The 21,894-nt window shown below is 39.1% G+C and carries 19 protein-coding genes; 14 read left to right on the top strand and 5 right to left on the bottom strand.

The genetic code is table 11. From position 1 onward, the window contains the following. Positions 1-82: 82 nt before the first annotated feature. A complete protein-coding gene (gene dapD, locus A7A69_RS11220) occupies positions 83-904 on the bottom strand; it encodes a 2,3,4,5-tetrahydropyridine-2,6-dicarboxylate N-succinyltransferase (protein WP_151980196.1) in 822 nt (273 codons plus the stop codon). A 296-nt stretch (positions 905-1,200) separates the two neighbouring features. Here dapD and carO point away from each other — a divergent pair, with 296 nt between their 5' ends. Then, a complete protein-coding gene (gene carO / locus A7A69_RS11215; RefSeq protein ID WP_120368889.1) occupies positions 1,201-1,932 on the top strand; it encodes an ornithine uptake porin CarO in 732 nt (243 codons plus the stop codon). Between the two features lie 105 nt (positions 1,933-2,037). Here carO and A7A69_RS11210 read toward each other — a convergent pair whose 3' ends face one another. Genes A7A69_RS11210 through epmB form a run of 3 tightly spaced genes read right to left on the bottom strand, consistent with a single transcriptional unit; the run spans position 2,038 to position 6,935 of the window. After that, on the bottom strand, positions 2,038-4,170 hold the full coding sequence (locus tag A7A69_RS11210; protein WP_120368890.1) for an EAL domain-containing protein: 2,133 nt from the start codon (positions 4,168-4,170) through the stop codon (positions 2,038-2,040). Next, the gene (locus A7A69_RS11205) at positions 4,152-5,903 is read right to left on the bottom strand and encodes a GTPase (protein ID WP_152877605.1); all 1,752 of its coding nucleotides are present in this window, start codon (positions 5,901-5,903) and stop codon (positions 4,152-4,154) included. The genes A7A69_RS11210 and A7A69_RS11205 overlap by 19 nt, the downstream gene beginning before the upstream one ends. A 15-nt stretch (positions 5,904-5,918) precedes the next feature. Further along, positions 5,919-6,935, bottom strand: coding sequence for an EF-P beta-lysylation protein EpmB (gene epmB, locus A7A69_RS11200; RefSeq protein ID WP_151980200.1), 1,017 nt, complete (start codon positions 6,933-6,935; stop codon positions 5,919-5,921). Between the two features lie 70 nt (positions 6,936-7,005). Here epmB and efp point away from each other — a divergent pair, with 70 nt between their 5' ends. The 10 genes from efp (at position 7,006) to A7A69_RS11150 (ending at position 17,657) form a co-directional block, all read left to right on the top strand. Further along, entirely contained in the window at positions 7,006-7,575 is a 570-nt protein-coding gene (gene efp, locus A7A69_RS11195; RefSeq protein ID WP_120368893.1) for an elongation factor P, read from the top strand. Between the two features lie 166 nt (positions 7,576-7,741). Then, positions 7,742-9,847 (top strand): carbon starvation CstA family protein, encoded by a 2,106-nt coding sequence (locus tag A7A69_RS11190; RefSeq protein WP_152877603.1) that lies wholly within the window; start codon positions 7,742-7,744, stop codon positions 9,845-9,847. Next, positions 9,847-10,149: a YbdD/YjiX family protein gene (locus tag A7A69_RS11185; protein ID WP_171406699.1), complete on the top strand. Its 303-nt coding sequence runs from the start codon at positions 9,847-9,849 to the stop codon at positions 10,147-10,149. Before A7A69_RS11190 ends, A7A69_RS11185 begins: the two co-directional genes overlap by 1 nt. Positions 10,150-10,229: 80 nt before the next feature. Next, entirely contained in the window at positions 10,230-11,189 is a 960-nt protein-coding gene (locus A7A69_RS11180; protein WP_152877601.1) for an AAA family ATPase, read from the top strand. A 15-nt stretch (positions 11,190-11,204) separates the two neighbouring features. After that, on the top strand, positions 11,205-12,110 hold the full coding sequence (locus A7A69_RS11175; RefSeq protein WP_152877599.1) for a DUF58 domain-containing protein: 906 nt from the start codon (positions 11,205-11,207) through the stop codon (positions 12,108-12,110). A 551-nt stretch (positions 12,111-12,661) separates the two neighbouring features. Then, entirely contained in the window at positions 12,662-13,648 is a 987-nt protein-coding gene (locus tag A7A69_RS11170) for an ABC transporter substrate-binding protein (RefSeq protein WP_120368898.1), read from the top strand. Positions 13,649-13,693: 45 nt separating this feature from the next. Further along, positions 13,694-14,515, top strand: coding sequence for an ABC transporter ATP-binding protein (locus A7A69_RS11165; protein ID WP_120368899.1), 822 nt, complete (start codon positions 13,694-13,696; stop codon positions 14,513-14,515). Continuing rightward, the gene (locus A7A69_RS11160) at positions 14,508-15,302 is read left to right on the top strand and encodes an ABC transporter permease (RefSeq protein ID WP_120368900.1); all 795 of its coding nucleotides are present in this window, start codon (positions 14,508-14,510) and stop codon (positions 15,300-15,302) included. Before A7A69_RS11165 ends, A7A69_RS11160 begins: the two co-directional genes overlap by 8 nt. Continuing rightward, complete coding sequence (locus tag A7A69_RS11155) at positions 15,302-16,738, top strand: amidohydrolase family protein (RefSeq protein ID WP_152877597.1); 1,437 nt, start codon at positions 15,302-15,304, stop codon at positions 16,736-16,738. The genes A7A69_RS11160 and A7A69_RS11155 overlap by 1 nt, the downstream gene beginning before the upstream one ends. A 130-nt stretch (positions 16,739-16,868) precedes the next feature. Then, complete coding sequence (locus tag A7A69_RS11150; RefSeq protein WP_120368902.1) at positions 16,869-17,657, top strand: alpha/beta fold hydrolase; 789 nt, start codon at positions 16,869-16,871, stop codon at positions 17,655-17,657. Between the two features lie 63 nt (positions 17,658-17,720). Here the strand turns inward: A7A69_RS11150 and A7A69_RS11145 are convergent, their stop codons facing one another. Beyond that, entirely contained in the window at positions 17,721-18,461 is a 741-nt protein-coding gene (locus A7A69_RS11145) for an SDR family NAD(P)-dependent oxidoreductase (protein WP_152877596.1), read from the bottom strand. Positions 18,462-18,646: 185 nt separating this feature from the next. Between A7A69_RS11145 and A7A69_RS11140 the strand changes: the two genes are divergently transcribed. From A7A69_RS11140 to A7A69_RS11130, 3 genes are all read left to right on the top strand, one after another. Beyond that, the gene (locus A7A69_RS11140; RefSeq protein WP_152877594.1) at positions 18,647-19,453 is read left to right on the top strand and encodes an IclR family transcriptional regulator domain-containing protein; all 807 of its coding nucleotides are present in this window, start codon (positions 18,647-18,649) and stop codon (positions 19,451-19,453) included. A 299-nt stretch (positions 19,454-19,752) separates the two neighbouring features. Further along, a complete protein-coding gene (locus tag A7A69_RS11135; protein ID WP_152877592.1) occupies positions 19,753-21,537 on the top strand; it encodes an FAD-dependent oxidoreductase in 1,785 nt (594 codons plus the stop codon). Beyond that, positions 21,527-21,859: an NIPSNAP family protein gene (locus A7A69_RS11130; RefSeq protein WP_151980211.1), complete on the top strand. Its 333-nt coding sequence runs from the start codon at positions 21,527-21,529 to the stop codon at positions 21,857-21,859. The genes A7A69_RS11135 and A7A69_RS11130 overlap by 11 nt, the downstream gene beginning before the upstream one ends. Positions 21,860-21,894: the final 35 nt, after the last annotated feature.

The raw sequence follows: 21,894 nt of genomic DNA, 5'->3' as shown, positions 1-21,894 counted from the left end.
CCACATTTTAGAAAACAAAAATCCCTACGATCAGATTTGAGCGTAGAGACGAGGAACAATTAAGCTCCGCAAATAAATGCAATTAGTCAGCGCGAAGTAAATCGTTCAAACTGGTTTTAGCACGAGTTTTGGCATCCACTTTTTTCACGATTACCGCAGCATAAAGGCTATAAGTACCGCATTTTGATGGAAGACTACCCGCAACAACCACTGAGCCTGCTGGTACACGGCCATAGTGAATTTCGCCAGTTTCACGATCAAAGATTTTGGTTGATTGACCAATGAATACGCCCATTGAAATCACAGAACCTTCTTCAACAATCACACCTTCAACAATTTCAGAACGTGCCCCGATAAAACAATTATCTTCAATAATCGTTGGGTTCGCTTGTAAAGGCTCTAAAACACCACCAATCCCTACACCGCCAGATAAGTGAACATTTTTACCAATTTGCGCACATGAACCTACAGTTGCCCATGTATCAACCATAGTGCCTTCGTCTACATAAGCACCAATATTGACATAAGAAGGCATAAGAACTACATTTTTTGCCTGAAAACTACCACGGCGCGCTACAGCAGGCGGTACAACACGTACCCCCGCAGCTTTGAACTGTTCTTCAGTCCAACCTGCATGCTTAGTTGCTACTTTATCGTAAAAACGTAAATCACAAGATTCGATAGGCTTGTTATCATTTAATTTAAAGGATAACAATACTGCTTTTTTAAGCCATTGATGAACAACCCATTCACCATCGATTTTTTCAGCAACACGCAATGTACCGTTATCTAAACCAGAAATCGCTTGCTCTACGGCATCACGAATTTCTGCTGGACAATCCGTTGCGCTCAAATTCGCACGATCTTCAAACGCTTGCTCAATGATTGTAGAAAGCTGAGTCATGTTCTTCCTTCCAAAAAAATTTGAATAATTTTACACGAATTACCAAAAATAATCTTGTGAATGTCAAAGTTTCATTTAAAAAGATAAACTTAAGCGTTTTTGGTAATTGACTTAAATGACACAATTAAAAAAATAATTTTTATTGAAAAACAATAACCAAACGCATTTGTATCAAAACTTAACGGAAAATGATCAATTCTTGTATAAAACCTGCTCTATCTTTCTCATAAGATACCACTACACAAAAAAATTCATTTTAGATGAAAGTTTGATAAAAATCTTTTGAGGAGATGGCAATGAAAACATTAAAACTAATTGCAGTTGCTAGTGCTTTAGCGGCTGTAGCGAGTACAACAATGGCGGATGATACTGTGGTACAGGATCATTATGCTTTTGATCAAAAACAACTACTACCAGTGGGTGTTCGTGCCGAAATTGGTACAACAGGCTATGGTGGTGCTTTACTTTGGCAAGCGAATCCATATGTAGGGTTAGCTTTAGGTTATAACGGCGGTGACATTTCTTGGACTGATGATGTTTCAATCAATGGCACTAAATATGATTTAGATATGGACAATAAATTAGCTTATCTAAACGCTGAAATTCGTCCTTGGGGTGCCAGTGCGAATCCATGGGCACAAGGTCTTTATGTAGCAGCAGGTGCAGCTTATTTAGATAATGACTATGATTTAACTAAACGATCTAGTGATGGCACTATTAAAGTTAATGGCAATAACTATAACTTTAACGGTGAAGTCAACGGTAAGATGAACTATGAGAACAATATTGCACCTTATGTTGGTTTTGGTTTTGCACCAAAATTCAATAAAAACTGGGGTGCTTTTGCGGAAGTAGGTGCATACTATACTGGTAATCCAAAAGTTAATTTAAGTGCAAATGGAACTTTTGTTAACGTAAATGGAGCAGATTTTGACCGAGATCTGGCAGCAGAAGAAGACAAAATCCGTAATGATGATAAGTACCAATGGTTACCAGTTGGTAAAGTTGGTTTGAACTTCTATTGGTAAGATTATTCTAAGTCCATAATTAGTTAAAAAAGAACCGCTATTGCGGTTCTTTTTTTAACTTTGAAATAAATAGTATGTCGAAAGATCTACACGATTTTCTAAGATCTATTGATCTTGTACATCGGTCAGGCGATCTAGTTTTTTCTGGAAATAATCACCTTGTAAATAGCGCGCTTCAATGTTCCATGCATTTGCAAACATGGTCATATCATTTAAATCTTTAGCTAGAATTTCAACAGCTTTAATTTTGTGGAAATTTTCAAGTTTGTGTTGAAGCTGAGTTAACTCTTTATCTGAACCTAACATTTTGCATAGATTCTGATGCAAACTTAAATAATCAAGGTCAATCTGACTTAAAATAGATTCGCAATACATCGAAATACCAAAGTCTCGCACAGAAATTTCAACTTCGTTTTGCTTTAATTTGGCAAATTGTTGTTGAGCTAAAGGCAAATTTTGACTAATAGATTCTTCTGAAAATTGTAAAGTAAGAGGCGCTTTGGCTCGGCTGCCAACAATGGTTAGAAGTTTCCCCATCAACTCTGGTAACTGTTTGTCATTTAACAAAATGTGACGATTTAAGTTAATAATCAGTTTAGCTGTTGGGTATTGCGTTAAAAAGTTATGTAGCTGCTTACATGCTTCAACCAGAATCCAACGGTCAACTTTGATAGAAAGCTCTGGATCATCACGCAAATCTGATAATTGGTTAATATCTTGCCATGCATTGTCGTAAATAAAGCCACTGGTCACTTCATAGGTATAGAGGTTGCTATCTTGTTTATCATACAGTTGTTGATATTTTAGATGTATATCACCTGCATCTAGCTTTTGCTGAAGTGCTTGAAGAAGTGATTGCTGAACTTTAGGTATACTCTCAGTGCTTATATTGATTTTTTCTAGAACCGTAGCCTGACCTAAATCAGGTTGAGATAAACTTTGTTCCATGTTTGGCAAACGTTGAGCAAATGCCTGTTCCAACAAATGATCAAAACTTTTTTCATCTGTAATATTCGTTTGATTTAAAACCATATATCCTAAAAATAAGTGTAAGGGTAGAGTCGAATTACCTACACTTAATAATTGAGGCTTTTCTAATGATTTTAAGCTGATTAACTGTGATTTCAGCACTTGGTCAGATTCAGCTTGAAACAAAGCGACATACAACACAGCATTAATTTTGAAAACTGAAACATTCACCTGTTCTTTAATAAAACCATAAATACTAGAAAAATAGGTTTTGATTGTTTCAAAATTATGTTTAAACACATCTTCTGGGCAGCTTGAAAGGGTAATGACCACCAATGCATTGGCATTTGCAGGTTGTTTACTTAGCTGGCGATTAATCGCATTAAATGCATGAATTGTAGGAGGGAGTTTTTCATTTTCATTGGATTGAGATATAGGCAAAGTACTGACTGGCGCGACCGTACTACTGTCATCATATTCTATAGTCAATTGAACTGCATCTTCTTCATCACTCGGTAAAAATTCGATTTTTAGCGGATTTGAAGCTGCAATAGCAGGATTTCTACATACAATATCAAGAGAGGCTTGATCGAATAATCCCTGAGAAACCCGTTTGAATTTTTGTTTAAAATGACTCAAATCTGTAGGTTGCAAAATATCTAAAATAGGAAGCCCAATGAGTTCATTTTCATTTTTTAAGCCAAACAGTGCTAAATACTCAGCATTGGCTTTGGTGTGAATCCCTTCCTGAAGCGTAGCAACCGCTTTGTTGCTTTCCTTGACTTTAGATTGAACATGAGAATGTGCTGTATCTAGCTCTTCTAGTAAGCGCTGTTCATTTTGTTGCAGACGACTATAGGATAATGCTCGAACCAACGCAATGTATAGTTGTTCTGGGGCTTTAAGATCAATGATTTCATAAATACCTTTATGAATATAACTTAGATATTCAGTAGACGTATATGAGTCGGGGCTAAGCAATAGAATGGGTAAGTTGGGTTGTGCCGATGCTTGAATGAGTGAGACGACTTGTTCTAGTTTAAGATCGTAAGCCCGTCCAAAAATGACAATATCCCAACCGATATTGAGCTGTTTTTCAAAACTATTCAGGTCATCAAGCAAAGTAGCTTGAATTTGATAACTTTTTGATTCAAATAACTCAATAATTTGATTATAACGAAGCTGGTTATCATCAATAATGAGTAAACGAGTTTTGCTTAATTTTAACTTTTTAGAAAGTAACGAGTTTCTCACTTTAAAGCTTCCCATAAATCCTGATTATCTGAGTCTTTGGCCTGTTTAAACATAAAGTCTTTCAGGCTGTTCTGCTGTTGATCGTCTAAAAGTTCGTAGTCAAACTGTACAAAGCTTTGCGTAATCAGCTGTGCTTTGAGCAAATATACTTTGAACTCTTCTTTTTCTAACCTTAAATGTATGCCTTGTTGTTCCCTAAAAATTTGTGAACCAGGCAAGATCAGTGTGGTTTTGACCTGATCAAGATTCTGGCTTTGCATCAACAAAGCTGGATAGTAGTTATTGCTATGACGGTCTGCCTGCACGCGAACTGCACAGGGAAAAATATCCTGAGCCAGTATTTCCAGACCAATTTCCAGACTTTTTTCAGCAGATTGTTTAATCCAACGAATCACCCCACCACGCCATTGACTATGTGTGTTTTCCTTAACCAATATAAATTCACCAGTTCTCAAATTCTTAGGTGCTTCTTCAGTCCATTTAATTCGATAACCATTTACACTGATATCAAGTACTTCCGTCTGATAAATGAGTTTGGCTTCACGATTCAATCTTTGATTATTGGGTACACTGGCGGATGATTCTTGTTGGGTTAAACCAGATGCCATTCTTGAACTATTTTGAAAACCGTAATGACTATCAAGCTGCAAAGTTTCATTAAAATTTTTGGCTTTGGATAAATAAAAATGTGCCGTGAGTAAGCCAAAACATATATGTAATTGAGCGGAATATTCATAGCGTTCATGTTGCCGTTCGGCAATAGTTCCGAGAATGTTTTGCACATGAAATTTCAATGCGGGGCTTAAATAAATTTTTTCGGTTTGTGAAAGATAATCTGCATTTCGATGTAAAGTCGCAGTGATATGTTCGAGTAAATCTTGAATGACAATATAAATAGAAGGTGTAAAACCTGAATTTTGATGTTTGTTATATACAGGGGGATGATCTTTTTCTGTATCAATCACATATTTTGATAAGGTCGTTTCTTTTGGATAAATTTGTATTTTTTTAGCCCAATCAAAACTACATTGATATAAAGCTTGAATTTCAGCTTGTCGAATCTGATTGGTATTTAAAATATCCAGTAAAATTAATTGTGCATATGCTTGGGTAATATTGCTAAGTTGATTTTGAGTACCTTGTACTTGATTTATATTGGTTAAATGCACATGTGCTTTCATTGCAATTTTATATAAATAATGGGCAATTAACCATTGTCCAGCCATGGGTTCACTGTAGAGCATATGTTCCTGATACAGCAGCTCGGTAAGCTGTCGTAGACCATAAAATATTGCGAGTGTACGTGCCGTTTGTAGATTTTTCTTTTTATGCAATGCAAAAACAGAAAATTTATTTTGTTCGAGTTGCTCGGTACTACGTCTTACAATATCAATATAGATGCCAGCAAAGTGTTTACGTAACAAGATTGCCAATTCAATAATATGCTCGTTTCGAGCGGTATTGATGAGACCTTGATTGAAAAAATGTTTTTCAAAGCTTGCTAAAACATTTTCAAGCACAGGATGCATGGTTTGTAATAAATCAAACCGTAAAGTTTCAGAGCAATTTAATTCTGAAAGTTCAATCAATGCAGAAAATAAAGCACGTGAAGTATCCCCCAGTTGCATGATGGATAATGACGAAACCCAGTCAGACACTGCTTTAACATTAGACTCACTAAAGCTTAATTCATCTCGACTTAAAGCAGTAGATGTTTCAAAAATATCCGTAAAAGTTTGATTCATCATAATTTATTATTCAACTCAAAATGTTGAAACCCCAAATAGCGGTGTTTTATTTTTTTCGCCTGCGATTTCCCTAACCAGCTTAGGAACCAAATAACCCGGTAAATTCGCCAAGACTTCCTGATAAATATGGTCAATTTCTGATGATATAACATCAAAGTGCTGCGCACCTTTTACTTTATCTAAAACATGTAAGTAATAGGGCATGACACGAGCTTCAAACAATCGATGACTGAGATTAATCAATGTTTGTGCGTTATCATTCACACCCTTAAGAAAAACTGCCTGATTTAACACAGTTATGTGTTCAAATGATAACGCCGCAAGCTTGTTACAGGTATAGTCATCAAGCTCTGAAGCATGATTTGAGTGTACCACCACTATAATGCGTAGCCTACTGTTTTTTAATAGAGAAATCAGCTCTTCATCGACACGGTTGGGGATAACGATCGGAACTCGTGAATGAATTCTCAAAATTTTTATTTGGGGCAGTGATTCGATTCTTTCAAGCCAGAGTTGTAATTTACGATTGGACAAAGTAAGGGGGTCACCGCCACTTAAAATCACCTCATTGATTAAAGGATGATCTTCGATATAAGCCTTAATATTTAGCCAATCTTCATTTTTTGGTAAATTTTCCTGATAGGGGAAATGTCGGCGAAAACAATATCGGCAATGAACTGCACAGGCACCTGTTAAGGTTAGCAAAAATCTGGAGCTATATTTATGCAGCACGCCTGGAAGTTGATTGGCGGCTTCTTCTCCTAATGGGTCGGTAACAAATTCAGGATGTTCTTGTAACTCAAGATGATGTGGTAAAATTTGAAGCAGTAGCGGATCGTGTGCATCGCCCTTTCTCATTTTTTTTACAAAGGCTCGTGGTACACGCAATTTAAAATCATTGGATGCAAGAATGGCACCAGATAACAAGTGTTCTTTAGGCAACTCTAATAGATTTAACAGCTCTAATGGATCAATGATTAGATCATTGAGTTGTTTTTGCCAGTTTTGCTCTTGATACAAATAGTTTATCATGCGACACGGAAAAAATAATGCTAGTCTAGCATTAATACATTTAAGTTAGTAAGTTTGGAGTGTGCCAGTCATGGCCAGTTATTCTACAAATGAATTCAAGCAAGGCCTTAAAGTCATGCTTGACGGTAACCCATGTTCAATCATGGAAAACGAATATGTTAAACCTGGAAAAGGTCAGGCATTCAACCGTGTAAAACTTCGTAACCTTAAAACAGGTAAAGTTTTAGAAAAAACATTTAAGTCAGGTGATTCATTAGAAGCTGCCGATATTGTAGAAGTAGAAATGGAATACTTATACAACGATGGCGAACTATGGAACTTTATGGATCCTGTATCTTTTGAGCAAATTGCTGCAGATAAAGTTGCAATGGGTGATGCTGCTAAATGGTTAAAAGATGACTCAAATGAGAAATGCACCATTATGCTGTTTAATGGCGTACCATTAAATGTAAGTGCACCGAACTTTGTGGTTTTAAAAATTGTTGAAACTGATCCAGGTGTACGTGGTGATACATCTGGCGGTGGCGGTAAACCAGCAAAACTTGAAACAGGTGCTGTGGTTCGCGTACCGTTGTTTGTTCAGCAAGAAGAAAGCGTTCGTGTAGACACCCGTACTGGTGACTATTTAGAGCGTGCATAATGGTTTAAAAATAGACTATTATGAAAGGGATGATCGCAATCATCCCTTTTTTTATGCCAAAGTATTAGATGAAAATAACAAGATGAGGAGTAAAGTCGCAGGGAAATTCTCTATAAAAGATGGATCTGAATTTTAGGGCAGTTAATCATAAATAATGAGGTCATGAATGGATACAATTCAAAGGAAATCTACGCTCCCCTCAAAATTAATCTGGAGTCTAGTCGCGATTATTGGTGCCATTTCTTTTGGAATACTGGCAGTAAGTCGTGGTGAACATGTTAATGCGGTCTGGATGGTGTTAGCCGCAGTCTGTGTTTATAGCATTGCATATCGGTTTTATAGTCTATTTATAGCTACCCGTGTTTTCGAACTCAACTCAAGACGATTGACACCAGCGCATCGCTTGGCGGATGGTCTGGACTATGTACCGACCAATAAATACGTTTTATTTGGCCATCATTTTGCGGCAATTGCAGGTGCGGGGCCGTTAGTTGGTCCAATTCTGGCTGCCCAAATGGGTTATTTACCAGGAACCATCTGGCTATTGGTGGGTGTGGTTTTGGCGGGTGCTGTTCAGGACTTTTTAGTTTTGTTTATTTCGACACGCCGAGATGGAAAATCACTTGGCGAAATGGCAAAACAAGAACTTGGCACATTTGCGGGTGTCGTGGTTATGCTAGGTGCGTTGGGAGTGATGATCATCATTCTGGCAGTCTTGGCACTTGTTGTAGTAAAAGCTCTTGCACATAGTCCGTGGGGCGTTTTCAGTATTGCTGCAACGATTCCAATTGCACTATTTATGGGAGTATATATGCGCTATATACGCCCAGGAAAAATTGCAGAAGTTTCAATCATTGGTTTTGTATTAATGATGTTGGCCATCATTTATGGTGGACATGTTGCTGCTGACCCATATTGGGGGCCATTATTTACTTTAACTGGAACGCAGTTAACATGGTGTTTGATCATTTATGGTTTTATTGCCTCAGTTTTACCTGTCTGGTTACTACTCGCACCACGTGATTATTTATCGACCTTCCTTAAAATTGGGGTCATTGTTGGCTTGGCAATTGGTATTGTTGTTGCATTACCAGAGCTAAAAATGCCAGCAGTAACACATTTTATTGATGGGACAGGACCCGTTTTTGCAGGTAGTTTATTTCCATTTCTATTTATTACAATTGCCTGTGGTGCTATTTCTGGTTTCCATGCACTGGTATCAAGTGGTACAACGCCTAAACTCATCGAAAATGAGAAAGATATTCGTGTGATTGGTTATGGTGGCATGCTCATGGAATCATTTGTTGCCATTATGGCTATGATTTGTGCAACAGTACTTGATCCAGGTGTTTATTTTGCCATTAATGCTCCAGCGGCGGTATTGGGCACAACGGTTGAAAGTGCAGCAGAAGCCGTGCGTAATATTGGTTTTGTAGTCACACCAGAAATGCTGACTTTACTGGCTCAGGAAGTCGGTGAAACCACGATTTTGTCACGTACTGGCGGTGCACCAACATTCGCGATTGGTATGGCGCATATCATTTCTGAAATTTTTAACAATCGTTCAATGATGGCATTTTGGTATCACTTCGCCATTTTGTTTGAAGCATTATTCATTTTAACTGCGGTAGATGCGGGTACCCGTGCTTGCCGTTTTATGGTGCAAGATACTGTTGGGATTGTTATTCCAGCGATTAAAAAGTCAGGATCATTTGTTGGAAATATGATTGGTACTGCGGTCGCGGTAGGTGGATGGGGTTTCTTCGTTTATCAGGGTGTGGTCGATCCATTAGGTGGGATTAACTCATTGTGGCCTTTATTTGGTATTGGTAACCAAATGCTCGCAGCAATGGCATTGATTCTAGGCACAGTTATTCTATTTAAGATGAAGAAAGAGAAATATGTTTGGGTCACGATTGTCCCTACAATTTTCTTACTCGTGACGTGTATGACTGCGGGCTGGCAAAAGATTTTCCATGAAAATCCGAAAATCGGTTTCCTTGCACAAGCAAACCGTTTTTCAGATGCGATTGGGCGTGGTGAAATGTTAGCTCCTGCCAAAACAATGGCTGAAATGCAAACTGTGGTGTTATCTAATCAGATTAATGCCGTGCTTTGCGCGTTCTTTATGATTGTGGCGGTGGTGATGGTGATTGCCTCGATTGGTGTGATCCGTCGTGCTTTGGCGAGTCGTGAACCGACGACCCATGAAGCTCCTGCTGTGTATGCAGATGTTGAAACGGTAGCACCTGCTTCAACGCGAGGTGAATGATCATGAATCTGAAAATCGCTCAAAATGGTCGTGCGGTGATTGTAAAAATTATTAAGATGACCATTATGTCGCAAAAAGACCTATTACTTTCTCCAAAGAATTGGTCACGTATTGCAACTCTATTTAAGCGTTTACAGCAAAGCTTTCGTTTAATGGTCGGTGTGCCTGATTACGACACTTACCTTGAGCATATGCGTAAACATCATCCAGATTTGGAAGCGATGGATGCCAAGACATTTTATCGTCACTGTGTGGATTCACGTTATCCATCCAGTGGTAATTTAAAAAAATGTCCATGTTGATATCTTTTTCATTTCTTTAGAAAAAAATAAAAAAGGTGTATGTTGATTCATACACCTTTTTTTAATTAAGGAAATTTGTGATGTGGGGCATGGAAAAACTAAAAAAACCTGAACTAAATCAGGGGAATTTAGAGATGAACCAGAAAATTACACAATATAGCCCCAAGATTGATCAGTTTTTAGAACAAATTAATCAACTTATTTTAGATAAATCAAAACAAACGCAACTTGCGCTGACTTGTTTATTGGCAGGAGGGCATGTTTTATTTGAGGATTTACCTGGTTTAGGTAAAACCACATTAGCCAGTGCTTTGGCACGATTGGCTGGACTAGATTTTGGACGTATTCAGTTTACCAATGATATGCTTGCCAGTGATGTGATTGGTATTAATATGTTTAATCAAAAAGAGCATATTTTTGAGTTTAAACAGGGACCAATTTTTACTCAGATTCTTCTTGCAGATGAAATTAACCGCTGTAGTCCAAAGACCCAAAGTGCTTTACTTGAAGCCATGGAAGAAGGGGCTGTGACTGTGGACAGTATACGTTATGATCTTCCTCGGCCATTTTGGGTGGTTGCCACGCAAAATCCTTTATTTCAGAGCGGAACCTATGCACTACCAGAATCTCAGCTTGATCGCTTTTTAATGCGTCTTTCACTCGGGTTTCCATCTCGACATGCTGAAAAATTATTATTACAACAGGCATCGAGACAGGATTTGGTTGCTCAAATCCAACCCGTGTTTTATGCCGAAGAAATTATTGAACTCCAAGAACTTGTAAAAAAAGTCTATCTGAGTGATGCAGTATTGGAGTACGTACTAGATTTGGCAGAACAAACTCGTAAGCAGCGGCATGGCTTATCTACACGTGGTGTTTTAGCTTTAAAATTGGCAGCACAAGCTTATGCACTCATTGAAAAACGGAGTTATGTCATTACAGATGATATACAAGCCGTTTTTGTGGCGGTCGCTGCGCACCGTATGAATATGACTGAATATGAAGCACGACAATGTTTGGACGCTGTGGATACACTATAAGTTGGAGAATCAGCCATGCAATCTGGTTTTCAGAAATGGTTTGCCAAACGTTTCCGTGCCGATCAATTTAAGATTTTAAAACAAAGTGATATTTTAGTTTTTATTTATCAACAAGGGTTTTTATATCTGGCGTTGATTGTGATCACATTTATCGCAGGCATCAACTATGCAAATAATCTGATACTGGGTTTTTGTTTTTTGATTAGTGCGGTGCTATGTATCAGTTTTTATCTCACCTTTAAGCAACTTCATCAATTACACATTGAAATGATCTATCCTGATGTGGGGCAACTGGGTCATCCTTTAATTTTAAAGCTGCATTTTAAACAACAACGAGTCATTACACGATTTATTCAAATACGAATATGTGTTCAAGAACAGACTGTTGTTATCGATCAAATGTTTCAAGAAGTCGAACTGGTTTTTTCGCCAACACATCGAGGTAAATTTGAATTTCCTGCGATCCAGATTTTTTCAACGTATCCGTTTGGACTAGTACGAGCTTGGACTTATCTCTATTTACAGCGCGAAATCTGGATTGCGCCGCAAAGTTTGGATCTTGAGCTTGAATATAAACAACAACATCAGTTGAATCAGCATGACCTGCAAGAGTTTCGTGAACTTCGTAATTTTAGGGAGGGAGATTCATTTCAGGCGGTTTCATGGAAACAGGTTGCTCGAGGACAAGGCTTGTTTGTCAAAATGTTTGAAGATGAATCGGATCAGCATCAGTTTGAAATTGATTACAGGCACATCCCATGTCAGGAACATGAACAAAAACTGAGCTGGATGATGGCTTTGGTTGAGCTTTGCGAACAGCGACAAATTTTTTATAGTCTGCATTTACCGATACAACAACTTGAATATGGTTCAGGCGAAAAGCATGCGATTGAAGCACGTAAACTTTTGGCTCAGGCATAAGCTGATGTGCAAATAGATTTATTTTCTGACTTGTTATATAGCGAAACAAATTTTTTGCACATAAAAGATGCAATTTAATGCATTTTATCTTTATTCCATGAAACGAGACTGTACTGCTGATTAAAGAACATTGTGTTCAGTGAATAATGAATGTGGGGTAATGCTTCGATTTTGATTACAGCTAAACTTGATTTGGTGACCATATTGTCATATCTAAATTTTAATTAAGACTTTGATAAATAAAGTGATCGTATTTTTTTACCACTAAAATATATCAATTTCATAATAGCTTTATATCAATTTATTTATATCTTAATCTTGAATTTGTTTTGGCATAGCCCTTGCTTATATCTAATTGAGTATAAGCGGTTAGTGCGTTCAGTCGCATGGGACATTGCTCTACAGCGCAAGCTGTTCCTCTTAGGGGGACAAGGTTTTTATTTGTTATATAAAAGCCTTGAGAGTGTGTCAAAAATAAATTGACCAACGTACTCAATTCCTCCTTTGAATGAATAGCAAAAGCTTTCACCTATTCATCAGGGGTTTTTATTATGAAAATTTATAACCGTTTAGGCAAAACGCGTTTGGCTGTGGTTGCCGCATCATTACTTTTCACTTCTTTTGTTCAAGCAAATGATAAGCTTGTTTTGCAAACCACATGGTATGCACAGGCAGAACAAGGCGGCTACTATCAAGCATTGGCAGAAGGGATTTATAAAAAACATGGTTTAGATGTCACCATCAAAGTTGGTGGCCCTCAAATCAATAACATGACCTTGCTCTTGGCTAAACGCGCCGATGTCATTATCAATTATGATTTACAAGTCTTAAAGGGAATCGAAAGTGGTTTCCCAATCAAAGCCATTGCTGCACCTTTTCAGTTTGATCCACAAGGTGTCATTACCCATAGCGATGTAAAATCACTGGCTGATCTAAAAGGTAAAACCGTTTTAGTTTCGACCAGTGGGCAGGCAAGTTGGTGGCCGTGGTTACGTGGTAAATATAAATTAGACAACTCTCAAGCACGTCCTTATACCTTTAATATGCAGCCGTTTTTAGCAGGTAAAAATGTTGCACAACAGGCCTATGCGACTTCAGAAGTATTTCAGGCCAAGAAAGCAGAACCTTCAAGTAAATTTTTCTTATTTGCCAATGATGGCTATCCAGCCTATGGCGGAATCTTAGTGACCCGTAATGATCTTTTACAGAGCAAACCAGACGTGATGCGCCGTTTTGTAGAAGCCTCTATGGAAGGTTGGAAAAGCTATCTGAAAAATCCTGCTGCGGGAAATGCCATTATTAAAAAAGAAAATCCAAATATGGATGATCCACTTTTAGCTTTTGCTGTTACGCAAATGAAGCAGCTTGGTCTGATTGATGGTGGTGATGCAAAAACGATGGGCATTGGTGTCATGACAGATGCGCGCTGGAAGAAAACGCGTGATTTTATGGTGCAGTCTAAATTATTGGATGCCAAAGTGGATTGGAAAGCGGCTTATACCACTCAGTTTGTTAAACCCACTGCCAAGAAAAACTAAGTCAATCGATTAGATCGTAAATCAATGCCAGAGGGGGAACCTCATATGAATTCAGCAGTTTCGGTCAGTATTACGACAGAACCCAGTGCAAACCTGAGTAGCCCTATGCTGATGGTGCGTGGCGTAGAAAAAGTGTATCCGAATGGTACACATGCTTTACAGCGGTTTGATCTGGATATTAAGCGCGGTGAAATCGTGTCACTGCTTGGGCCATCGGGTTGCGGTAAAAGTACTTTACTCAAAATGTTTGCCGATCTTGAGCAGCCATCTGCGGGACAGGTGCGCTGGAATGGTAAAACTGATATGCAATCCCAGTGCAAAATGGCAATGGTGTTCCAAGAAGCAACCTTAATGCCGTGGGCAAATATTCAGGATAATGTGCGTTTACCTCTGGATTTGCGACATGTGTCTAAACATATCAGCAACCAAAAAGTAACCGCAGCTTTAACCTCTGTTGGTTTGGGTAAATTCGGTGAATCTTATCCGAAAGAACTTTCTGGTGGCATGCAGATGCGCGCATCACTGGCTCGTGCATTGGTCACGGAACCAGACTTATTGTTGATGGATGAACCTTTTGGTGCTTTGGATGAATTTACTCGCCATCGTTTGGACAGTGATATTCGGACGTTGTGGTCTGAGCGTGATCTGACGATTGTTTTTGTCACACATAGTATTTATGAAGCTGTTTTTTTATCGTCACGTGTCATTGTGATGGGTGCGCGTCCTGGTCGAGTAGTTGCTGATATTCAGATTGAAGGCCCTGATCATCGCGATGAACATTTTAGAAACTCAGATATTTTCATGAAGCAATGTGCGCATTTATCTGAAGTATTAGAGCAAGCCAGTGGAGGGGAGCATCATGGTTAAACCTTTAATGAATCATCCAACTTTTCGACGAATTGCTGCACCATTGGCTTTGGGCGTTATTTTATTATTGATCTGGCAAATTAGTTTGCAACAGCTCAATGTCCCTGTTTATCTGATTCCAAAACCTTCCGATATTGGTCATGCACTGGTGTCTCAGTCAGGCTTACTTTTTGGCAGTTTGTGGGTGACTTTAAAAGTGACATTGCTGGCTTTTATTTGCGCCGTTGTGATTGGAACGCTGATTGCTTTCTTATTTGTACAAAGCCGCGTGATTGAAGCCTGTTTTATGCCTTATGCCATTTTATTTCAGGTCACACCGATTGTTGCAATTGCGCCTTTAGTCATTATTTGGATTCAGAACACGACTTTGGCTTTGGTGGTATGTGCCATGTTGGTTGCTATTTTCCCGATTTTAACCAATACCACCTTAGGTTTACGCAGTGTCAATGCAGGTTTGTTGAATCTATTTCGTATCAATAAAGCCAGTCGTTGGCAGGAGTTAATGCGTTTACGTGTACCAAATGCTTTGCCATATTTCTTTGGTGGATTACGTATTTCAAGTGGTTTAGCTTTAATTGGTGCAGTGGTATCCGAGTTTGTTGCTGGAACTGGTGGAACCAGCGCAGGATTGGCTTATCAGATTTTACAGGCAGGTTTTCAGCTTGATTTACCGTTAATGTTTGCAGCACTCTTCTTGATTACATGTACAGGTTTGGTTTTGTTTGTTGCGATGTCAATGTTAAGTCAAATGTTTTTAAACAAATGGCATGAGAGTGAGCAGACCTGATGAATTATCTAATTAAAAATGCACACGCAATTTTAACAGGTCTGGCAGGTGAAGCAGCACGTATTCAGGCAGACTGTATACGTATTGGAAATGGCGTTATTACCGAGATTGGCTCATCACTCAGCTTGCAGACCAATGAAACGATAATCGATGCACGAGATTGTGTGATTTATCCTGCTTGGGTAAATACCCATCATCATTTGTTTCAGTCTCTTTTGAAAGGTGAGCCGCAAGGCCTTAATCAAAGTTTGACGCCGTGGTTGGCTTCCACACCCTATCGGTTTCGTGGGGCTTTTGATGAAGAAAGCTTTCGATTGGCAGCGCGTATTGGTTTGATTGAACTGTTGCGATCAGGCTGTGGTACTGTCGCAGATCATCATTATTTATATTGGCCAAATATGCCTTTTGATGGCGCGGAAATTTTATTCGATGAAGCCGATCGACTAGGTTTACGTTTTATCCTGTGTCGTGGTGGCGGGACGTTAACCCGTGGGCTGGAAGCAGAACTTCCGCAGGCATTACGTCCAGAAAAATTTGAAAATGTGATTGCTGATATTGAACGTTTAGTTAGTAAATATCATGATAGTCGCCCACAAGCCTTTAAAAGAATTGTAATGGCGCCAACTACGGCATTACATTCCACTACACCAGAACAATTACGAGAAACGGCACAAGTTGCTCGACGTTTAGGCATTCGCTTACATAGTCATTTATCTGAAACGGTGGACTATCTGGATGCGGCGCGGGCCAAATTTGGCATGACGCCAGTTCAATTTTGTGCTGAGCATGACTGGGTCGGTGAAGATGTCTGGTTTGCACATTTGGTTAAGTTACTTCCTGAAGAAATTCAGCTTTTAGGGCAAACTAAAACAGGGATTGCACATTGCCCACAAAGTAATGCGCGGCTCGGCAGTGGCATTGCAGATGTGGTAACTCTAGAAAAAGCGGGAATGAATATCTCAATTGGAGTGGATGGTGCTGCATCCAATGAAGCCGCAGATATGTTGTCAGAAACTCATGCAACATGGATGTTACAGCGTGCCCGTAAAGGTATGTTTGCCCAACCAAAGTATGATGGTGGGACGTTTGAAGGCGGGGCTGATGCGGCGACCGTCGAGGATGTCATTCGTTGGGGGACGCAAGGCGGGGCACAGGTTTTGGGTTTATCTGATATTGGTACGCTTGAAGTCGGTCAGCAGGCTGACTTGGTGGTTTATCAACTGGATGATCCACGCTATATGGGGTTGCACGATATGGCAATTGGACCTGTCGCCAGTGGTGGTCAGGCACAAATTAAACACATGCTGATTGGCGGTAAGACAGTGATTGAAAACAATCACATCCCAAATCTGGATATGTGGGAATTAGCCGCACAGGCACGTGAAGCTGTCAAAAAACTTCAGCAGCGCGCTGAAAAAATGGCATTAGCTTCATAAATCTGTATTAAAAAACAACAGCTCTCAATGGAGAGCTTTCTTTTTGCTACTGAAATGTAGTTGTCGCTTGAAAAAAACGATCAAGCCGAGCTAGTCTAAGCTATAGAGCAATAAATACAGGGAAATCCTTATGATACTTAATACTCATATCGTCGAATCAGATCATGCAACCAGTAACACACCAGTGGTTTTATTACATGGTTTATTTGGTAGTTTGTCGAATTTGGGTGTTATTGCTCGAGCCTTGAATACCAATCATAAAATCATTCAAATTGATTTGCGTAATCATGGTTTATCACCGCACAGTGATGAAATGAATTATGAAATTATGGCGCAGGATGTTATCGATACTTTAGATGAGCTTGGTATTCAACAATTCAGCTTAATTGGTCATTCAATGGGCGGAAAAACTTCCATGAAAATCGCAGGATTATATCCTGATCGTGTCGATAAATTGATTGTACTAGATGTCAGCCCTGTGGCTTATCAGGGGCATCGTCATCGAGATATTCTGGATGCAATTAATGCTGTTCGTGCAGAGCCGCATGAGTTGAGTCGTAAGCAAGCAACAGAGATTATGAAACAATACATTCCACAAGATGGCGTGATTATGTTTTTACTCAAATCTTTTAATCAGGGGCATTGGTTATTTAATGTCGATGCGCTTGAAAAACAATATCCAAATTTGACTGGCTGGAATGATATTGAGCCGTGGAATAAGCCGTGTTTATTTATTCAGGGCGCGAAGTCTGAATATATTCAAACAGAATATGAAAAAAATATTCGTGAACAATTTCCACTGGCTGAAATTAAAACCATTGAAGGTGTAGGACATTGGTTACATGCAGAAAAACCTGAACAAGTCGTGAAACTTATTCAGGATTTTTTACATGAACAAGGTGAGTCACGCGCTTATTAATCAAGTCTTTTAGCATATGATATTTCGACCCCAGTTCAAATTTAAATTGAACTAGGGTTTTTATTAAACGATAGTATATCCACCATCAATAGTGACGCAGGCACCATTCATAAAACGTGCTTCATCAGATGCCAAAAAAATGGCTAAATCTGCAACTTCAGATGCTTCACCAAAACGATCTAATGGAATCTTGTCAGTTGGGCGGGTTTCCAGCATTTTTGCGGTCATAGGCGTGCGAATAGTACCTGGGCAGATGGCATTAATCTTGATGCCTTGTTTGGCGTATACCGCAGCCAAATGTTTGGTATAACCAATGACTGCATGTTTTGATGCAGTGTAGGATGCTCCACCCATTTGTGCGACTAAGCCAGCTACAGATGCAATATTTATAATGGTTCCAGAACCTTGTTCAATCATTTTTGGCAAAACCAGATTGCTTAAACGAAACACTGCTTTGACATTAATGTCAAACATGGCATCCCATAGTTCATCGCTAGTGTCTAGACTATTGGTATATTTATCAAAAATACCTGCGTTATTAAGCAGTACATCTATGCGCCCAAATTTCGCAATACTAAATTCAACTAGATGTTGCAATTGATCTAGCTTGGTGACATTGACCTGACATGCAAATGCTTCACCTCCAGCATTAACAATTTTTTGTGCAACCTGATTCGCTTGTTCAAGGTTTAAATCTGCAATAATTAATTTGGCACCTTGTTGTGCAAAGGCCTGTGCTTCTGATTCTCCCATACCTGAAGCTGCACCAGTGATAATACAGACTTTATTTTTTAATCTAGACATAATACGATTCCTTAATTCCAAATTCTGATCGAAGCGATGTGCATGGCATACATGCTCTGATTCTGATGTGTTCCTTATCTTTAAATTACGTGCTTAGTTATTTTTGCTCTAGATCATGGCTGTGATTTTAGACGATCTTCAGACATACTGAGCGAATATCGGACAGGGAATGACAAGGAAAAAAAATGCGGGATCAAATTATTCAACATGATCTTTCACAAGAAACTATTAAATACGATGACTATATTGCAGGTCTGGCAAAAGGGCTGAGTATTCTTGAAGCATTTGGCACAGACCGCCAGCGCCTCAATGTGACTCAGGTTGCAGAGCGTACAGATATTACCCGAACTGCGGCGCGCCGTTATTTAAAGACCCTCAAATTTCTGGGCTACTTAGACAGTGATGATTATTTTTATTGGCTCACTCATAAAGTCTTAAAGTTTTCAGGGGCTTTTCTCAGTACCGCACATTTACCAAAAGTTGCACAGTCTGTTCTAAATCATTTATCCGAAAAAACCTCACTCGTATTTTCAGTCGTGGTACAGGATAGCTACGAGGTCGTTCCAATTGCCCGAAGTGTCCCACAAAATGCCAACTTCCGAATAAGCCCATTTGGAATTCATTTAGGCAATCGTATTCCAGCACATGCTTCATCGACAGGTAAAATTTTACTGGCACATAAATCACTTGAAGAACAAAAGAACTGGATCAGGTTATATGGTTTAAAGCGATTTACTGCTTATACCTATACCGAGGAGGAGGCTTTTTTAGCAGCATTGGATATGATTAAAATGAATGGCTACTGTATTTCTGCTGAAGAATATGAATTGGGGGTCACTGCGATTGCGATTCCGATTGTTAACCAAATGGGTGATATCGTAGCAGGACTCAATGCAGTGGCTCCGATGAGTAAAGTGAACGACCACTATCTAGTCAATACGGTTTTACCCATGTTGCAAGAAGCTGCTAAAGAAATTCGGGACATGATTTAACTCTGATTGAGCTTATAAGAGCGTTCTTAATGAACGCTTTTTTTATATATAAATTTTAATTTATTGTTTTTTAAAATATTTAATAAAAATAATAATTGGCTGCCGTTTTTATAAACAATGCACGATATAAGGTTGATTTGCGCGATCATCGCCTGAATAAGAACAAAGTGATCTGGTCGGAATTAAGTTTGCTCAGTAGTTTAATAAAAAGAAAAAACGTTCTGGATATCACAGCAGGATTGTGAAGCCTTCATCGCTCAGGCGAATGAACGTATGCAACTGTCGCAAGGAGTGACACTATGAATATACCATTATCCGAACAGCTTGAATGTGATTTAATCGTTGTCGGTGCAGGGGCTGGTGGTTTATCGACTGCCATTACTGCCAGAAAAAAAGGCTTAAATGTAATTGTATTGGAAAAAGATCAGGTCTTTGGAGGTACAACGGCTTTTTCTGGTGGAGTGCTGTGGATTCCTAATAATCATCATGCTAAACAAAACGGTATACACGACAGTCGTGAGGCTGCACTTACGTATTTAAAGCATGAAACTAAACAATTTTTCAATGACGATGCAGTAAATGCATTTCTAGACTACGCACCTGAAATGTTAAAGTTTTTTGAAAAAGAGACTACGGTAAAATTTATTCCAACTTTATATCCAGATTATCATCCTGATGCACCAGGAGGTATGGATATCGGCCGTTCAGTGTTGGCTGTTCCTTATGATATTCGTGGTTTGGGTGACAACATGAAACGCCTACGTCCCCCCCTCAAAACCATTACTTTTATTGGAATGATGTTTAATTCATCCAATGCCGATTTGAAGCATTTTTTTAATGCAACCAAGTCCTTTACTTCCTTTATGTACGTGGCGAAACGACTGGCAATTCACTTAAAAGAATTAGCACGTTATGGAAGAGGAACTAATGTTACCAGTGGTAATGCTTTGGCTGCACGTTTAGCAAAGTCTGCATTTGATCTAAATATTCCGATTTATACCGATACTGCTGTTCAGGCGTTAATTTCTGAAAAGGGGACAGTGACAGGCGTAAAAGTTAAACATCAGCAGCATTTATCTCAAATCAAATCGAAGCATGGTGTGGTATTGGCCTGTGGTGGTTTTTCACATGATATTGAACGATTAAAACAGGCTTATCCACATATCAAACGTGGGGGTGAACATATTTCACCTGTTCCAAAAACCAATACGGGAGATGGTTGTCGTTTGGCTGAATCAGTAGGAGGAATCGTGGATATTAAATATGAAGATACTTCTGCATGGATGCCGGTTTCTAAGGTTCCGTATGCAGATGGTTTTGGAGTATTTCCACATTTATTGGATCGCTATAAACCTGGCATCATTGGGGTTTTGAAAAATGGTAAGCGTTTTACCAATGAATCAAATTCATATCATGATGTTGGTGCAGATTTATTTCGTGCTTGTGAACAATTTGATGAAACGGCAATGTGGCTAATTTGTGATCAAAAGACCATAAGTAAATATGGTTTGGGATATGCCAAGCCCGCACCTATGCCATTAAGCTCATTAATAAAAAAAGGATATTTGATCAAAGGCAATCATCTGGAAGATTTAGCTCAGCAGGCTGGAATTGATGCCAATATGCTCGTTAAAACGGTAGAGCGTTACAATATAGACGCAGTGAAAGGTCAAGATCCTGAATTTCATCGTGGTTCTACTTCTTTTAACCGTTATCTTGCTGATGCAGAACATAAACCAAATCCATGTGTGGCGCCGATTGAACAAGGTCCCTTTTATGCTGTCAAAGTGTTTATGGGGGATTTGGGAACTTTTGATGGAATCTGCACCGCAGTAACAGGCGAAGTTCTCGATCAGTCCAATCAAAAAATTGGTGGTTTATATGCGGTCGGGAATGATCGTGCCAGCATTATGGGAGGGAATTATCCAGGAGCTGGCATTACACTTGGACCAATTATGACTTTTGGTTATATCACAGGGTCGCATATTGCTGATTTAGCAAAGGGTGGTCAGGGCTTATTACTTTCTAAACAGAAACAGTCCGTAAATAGCCAGCTCATGGAGGAGGCGTACCATGTTTCATAAACCGATTGTAGATCATCGCATCTATAACATTACACCGCGTTGTATGCCTAAATTTCTCGAAGTGTTCGATCAATTGGCCATGCCAGTTTTAAAGAAACACTTGGGTGAACCTCTTGGTTTCTATGTCACCAGTATTGGGGCATTAAATCAGGTGGTGCATTTATGGGGCTATGACAGTCTGGATGATTATGAAAAACGGAGTCATGCTCGAGATACCGATCCCGAATTTCAGATTTATTTAAAAGCATCGGAGGGATTGGTGATCTCACAAGTCAATCAAATTGTTAAACCTGTGCATTTAACCGCTTTACGCACACCTTAACATAACAGCTTAGTTAAAAAACGCCCTTAAGGAAC

Source organism: Acinetobacter guerrae (assembly GCF_009372255.1).
Classification (GTDB): Bacteria; Pseudomonadota; Gammaproteobacteria; order Pseudomonadales; family Moraxellaceae; genus Acinetobacter; species Acinetobacter guerrae.
The sequence above is the reverse complement of the archived record's forward strand: the minus strand, read 5'-3'. Positions and strand labels throughout refer to the sequence as shown.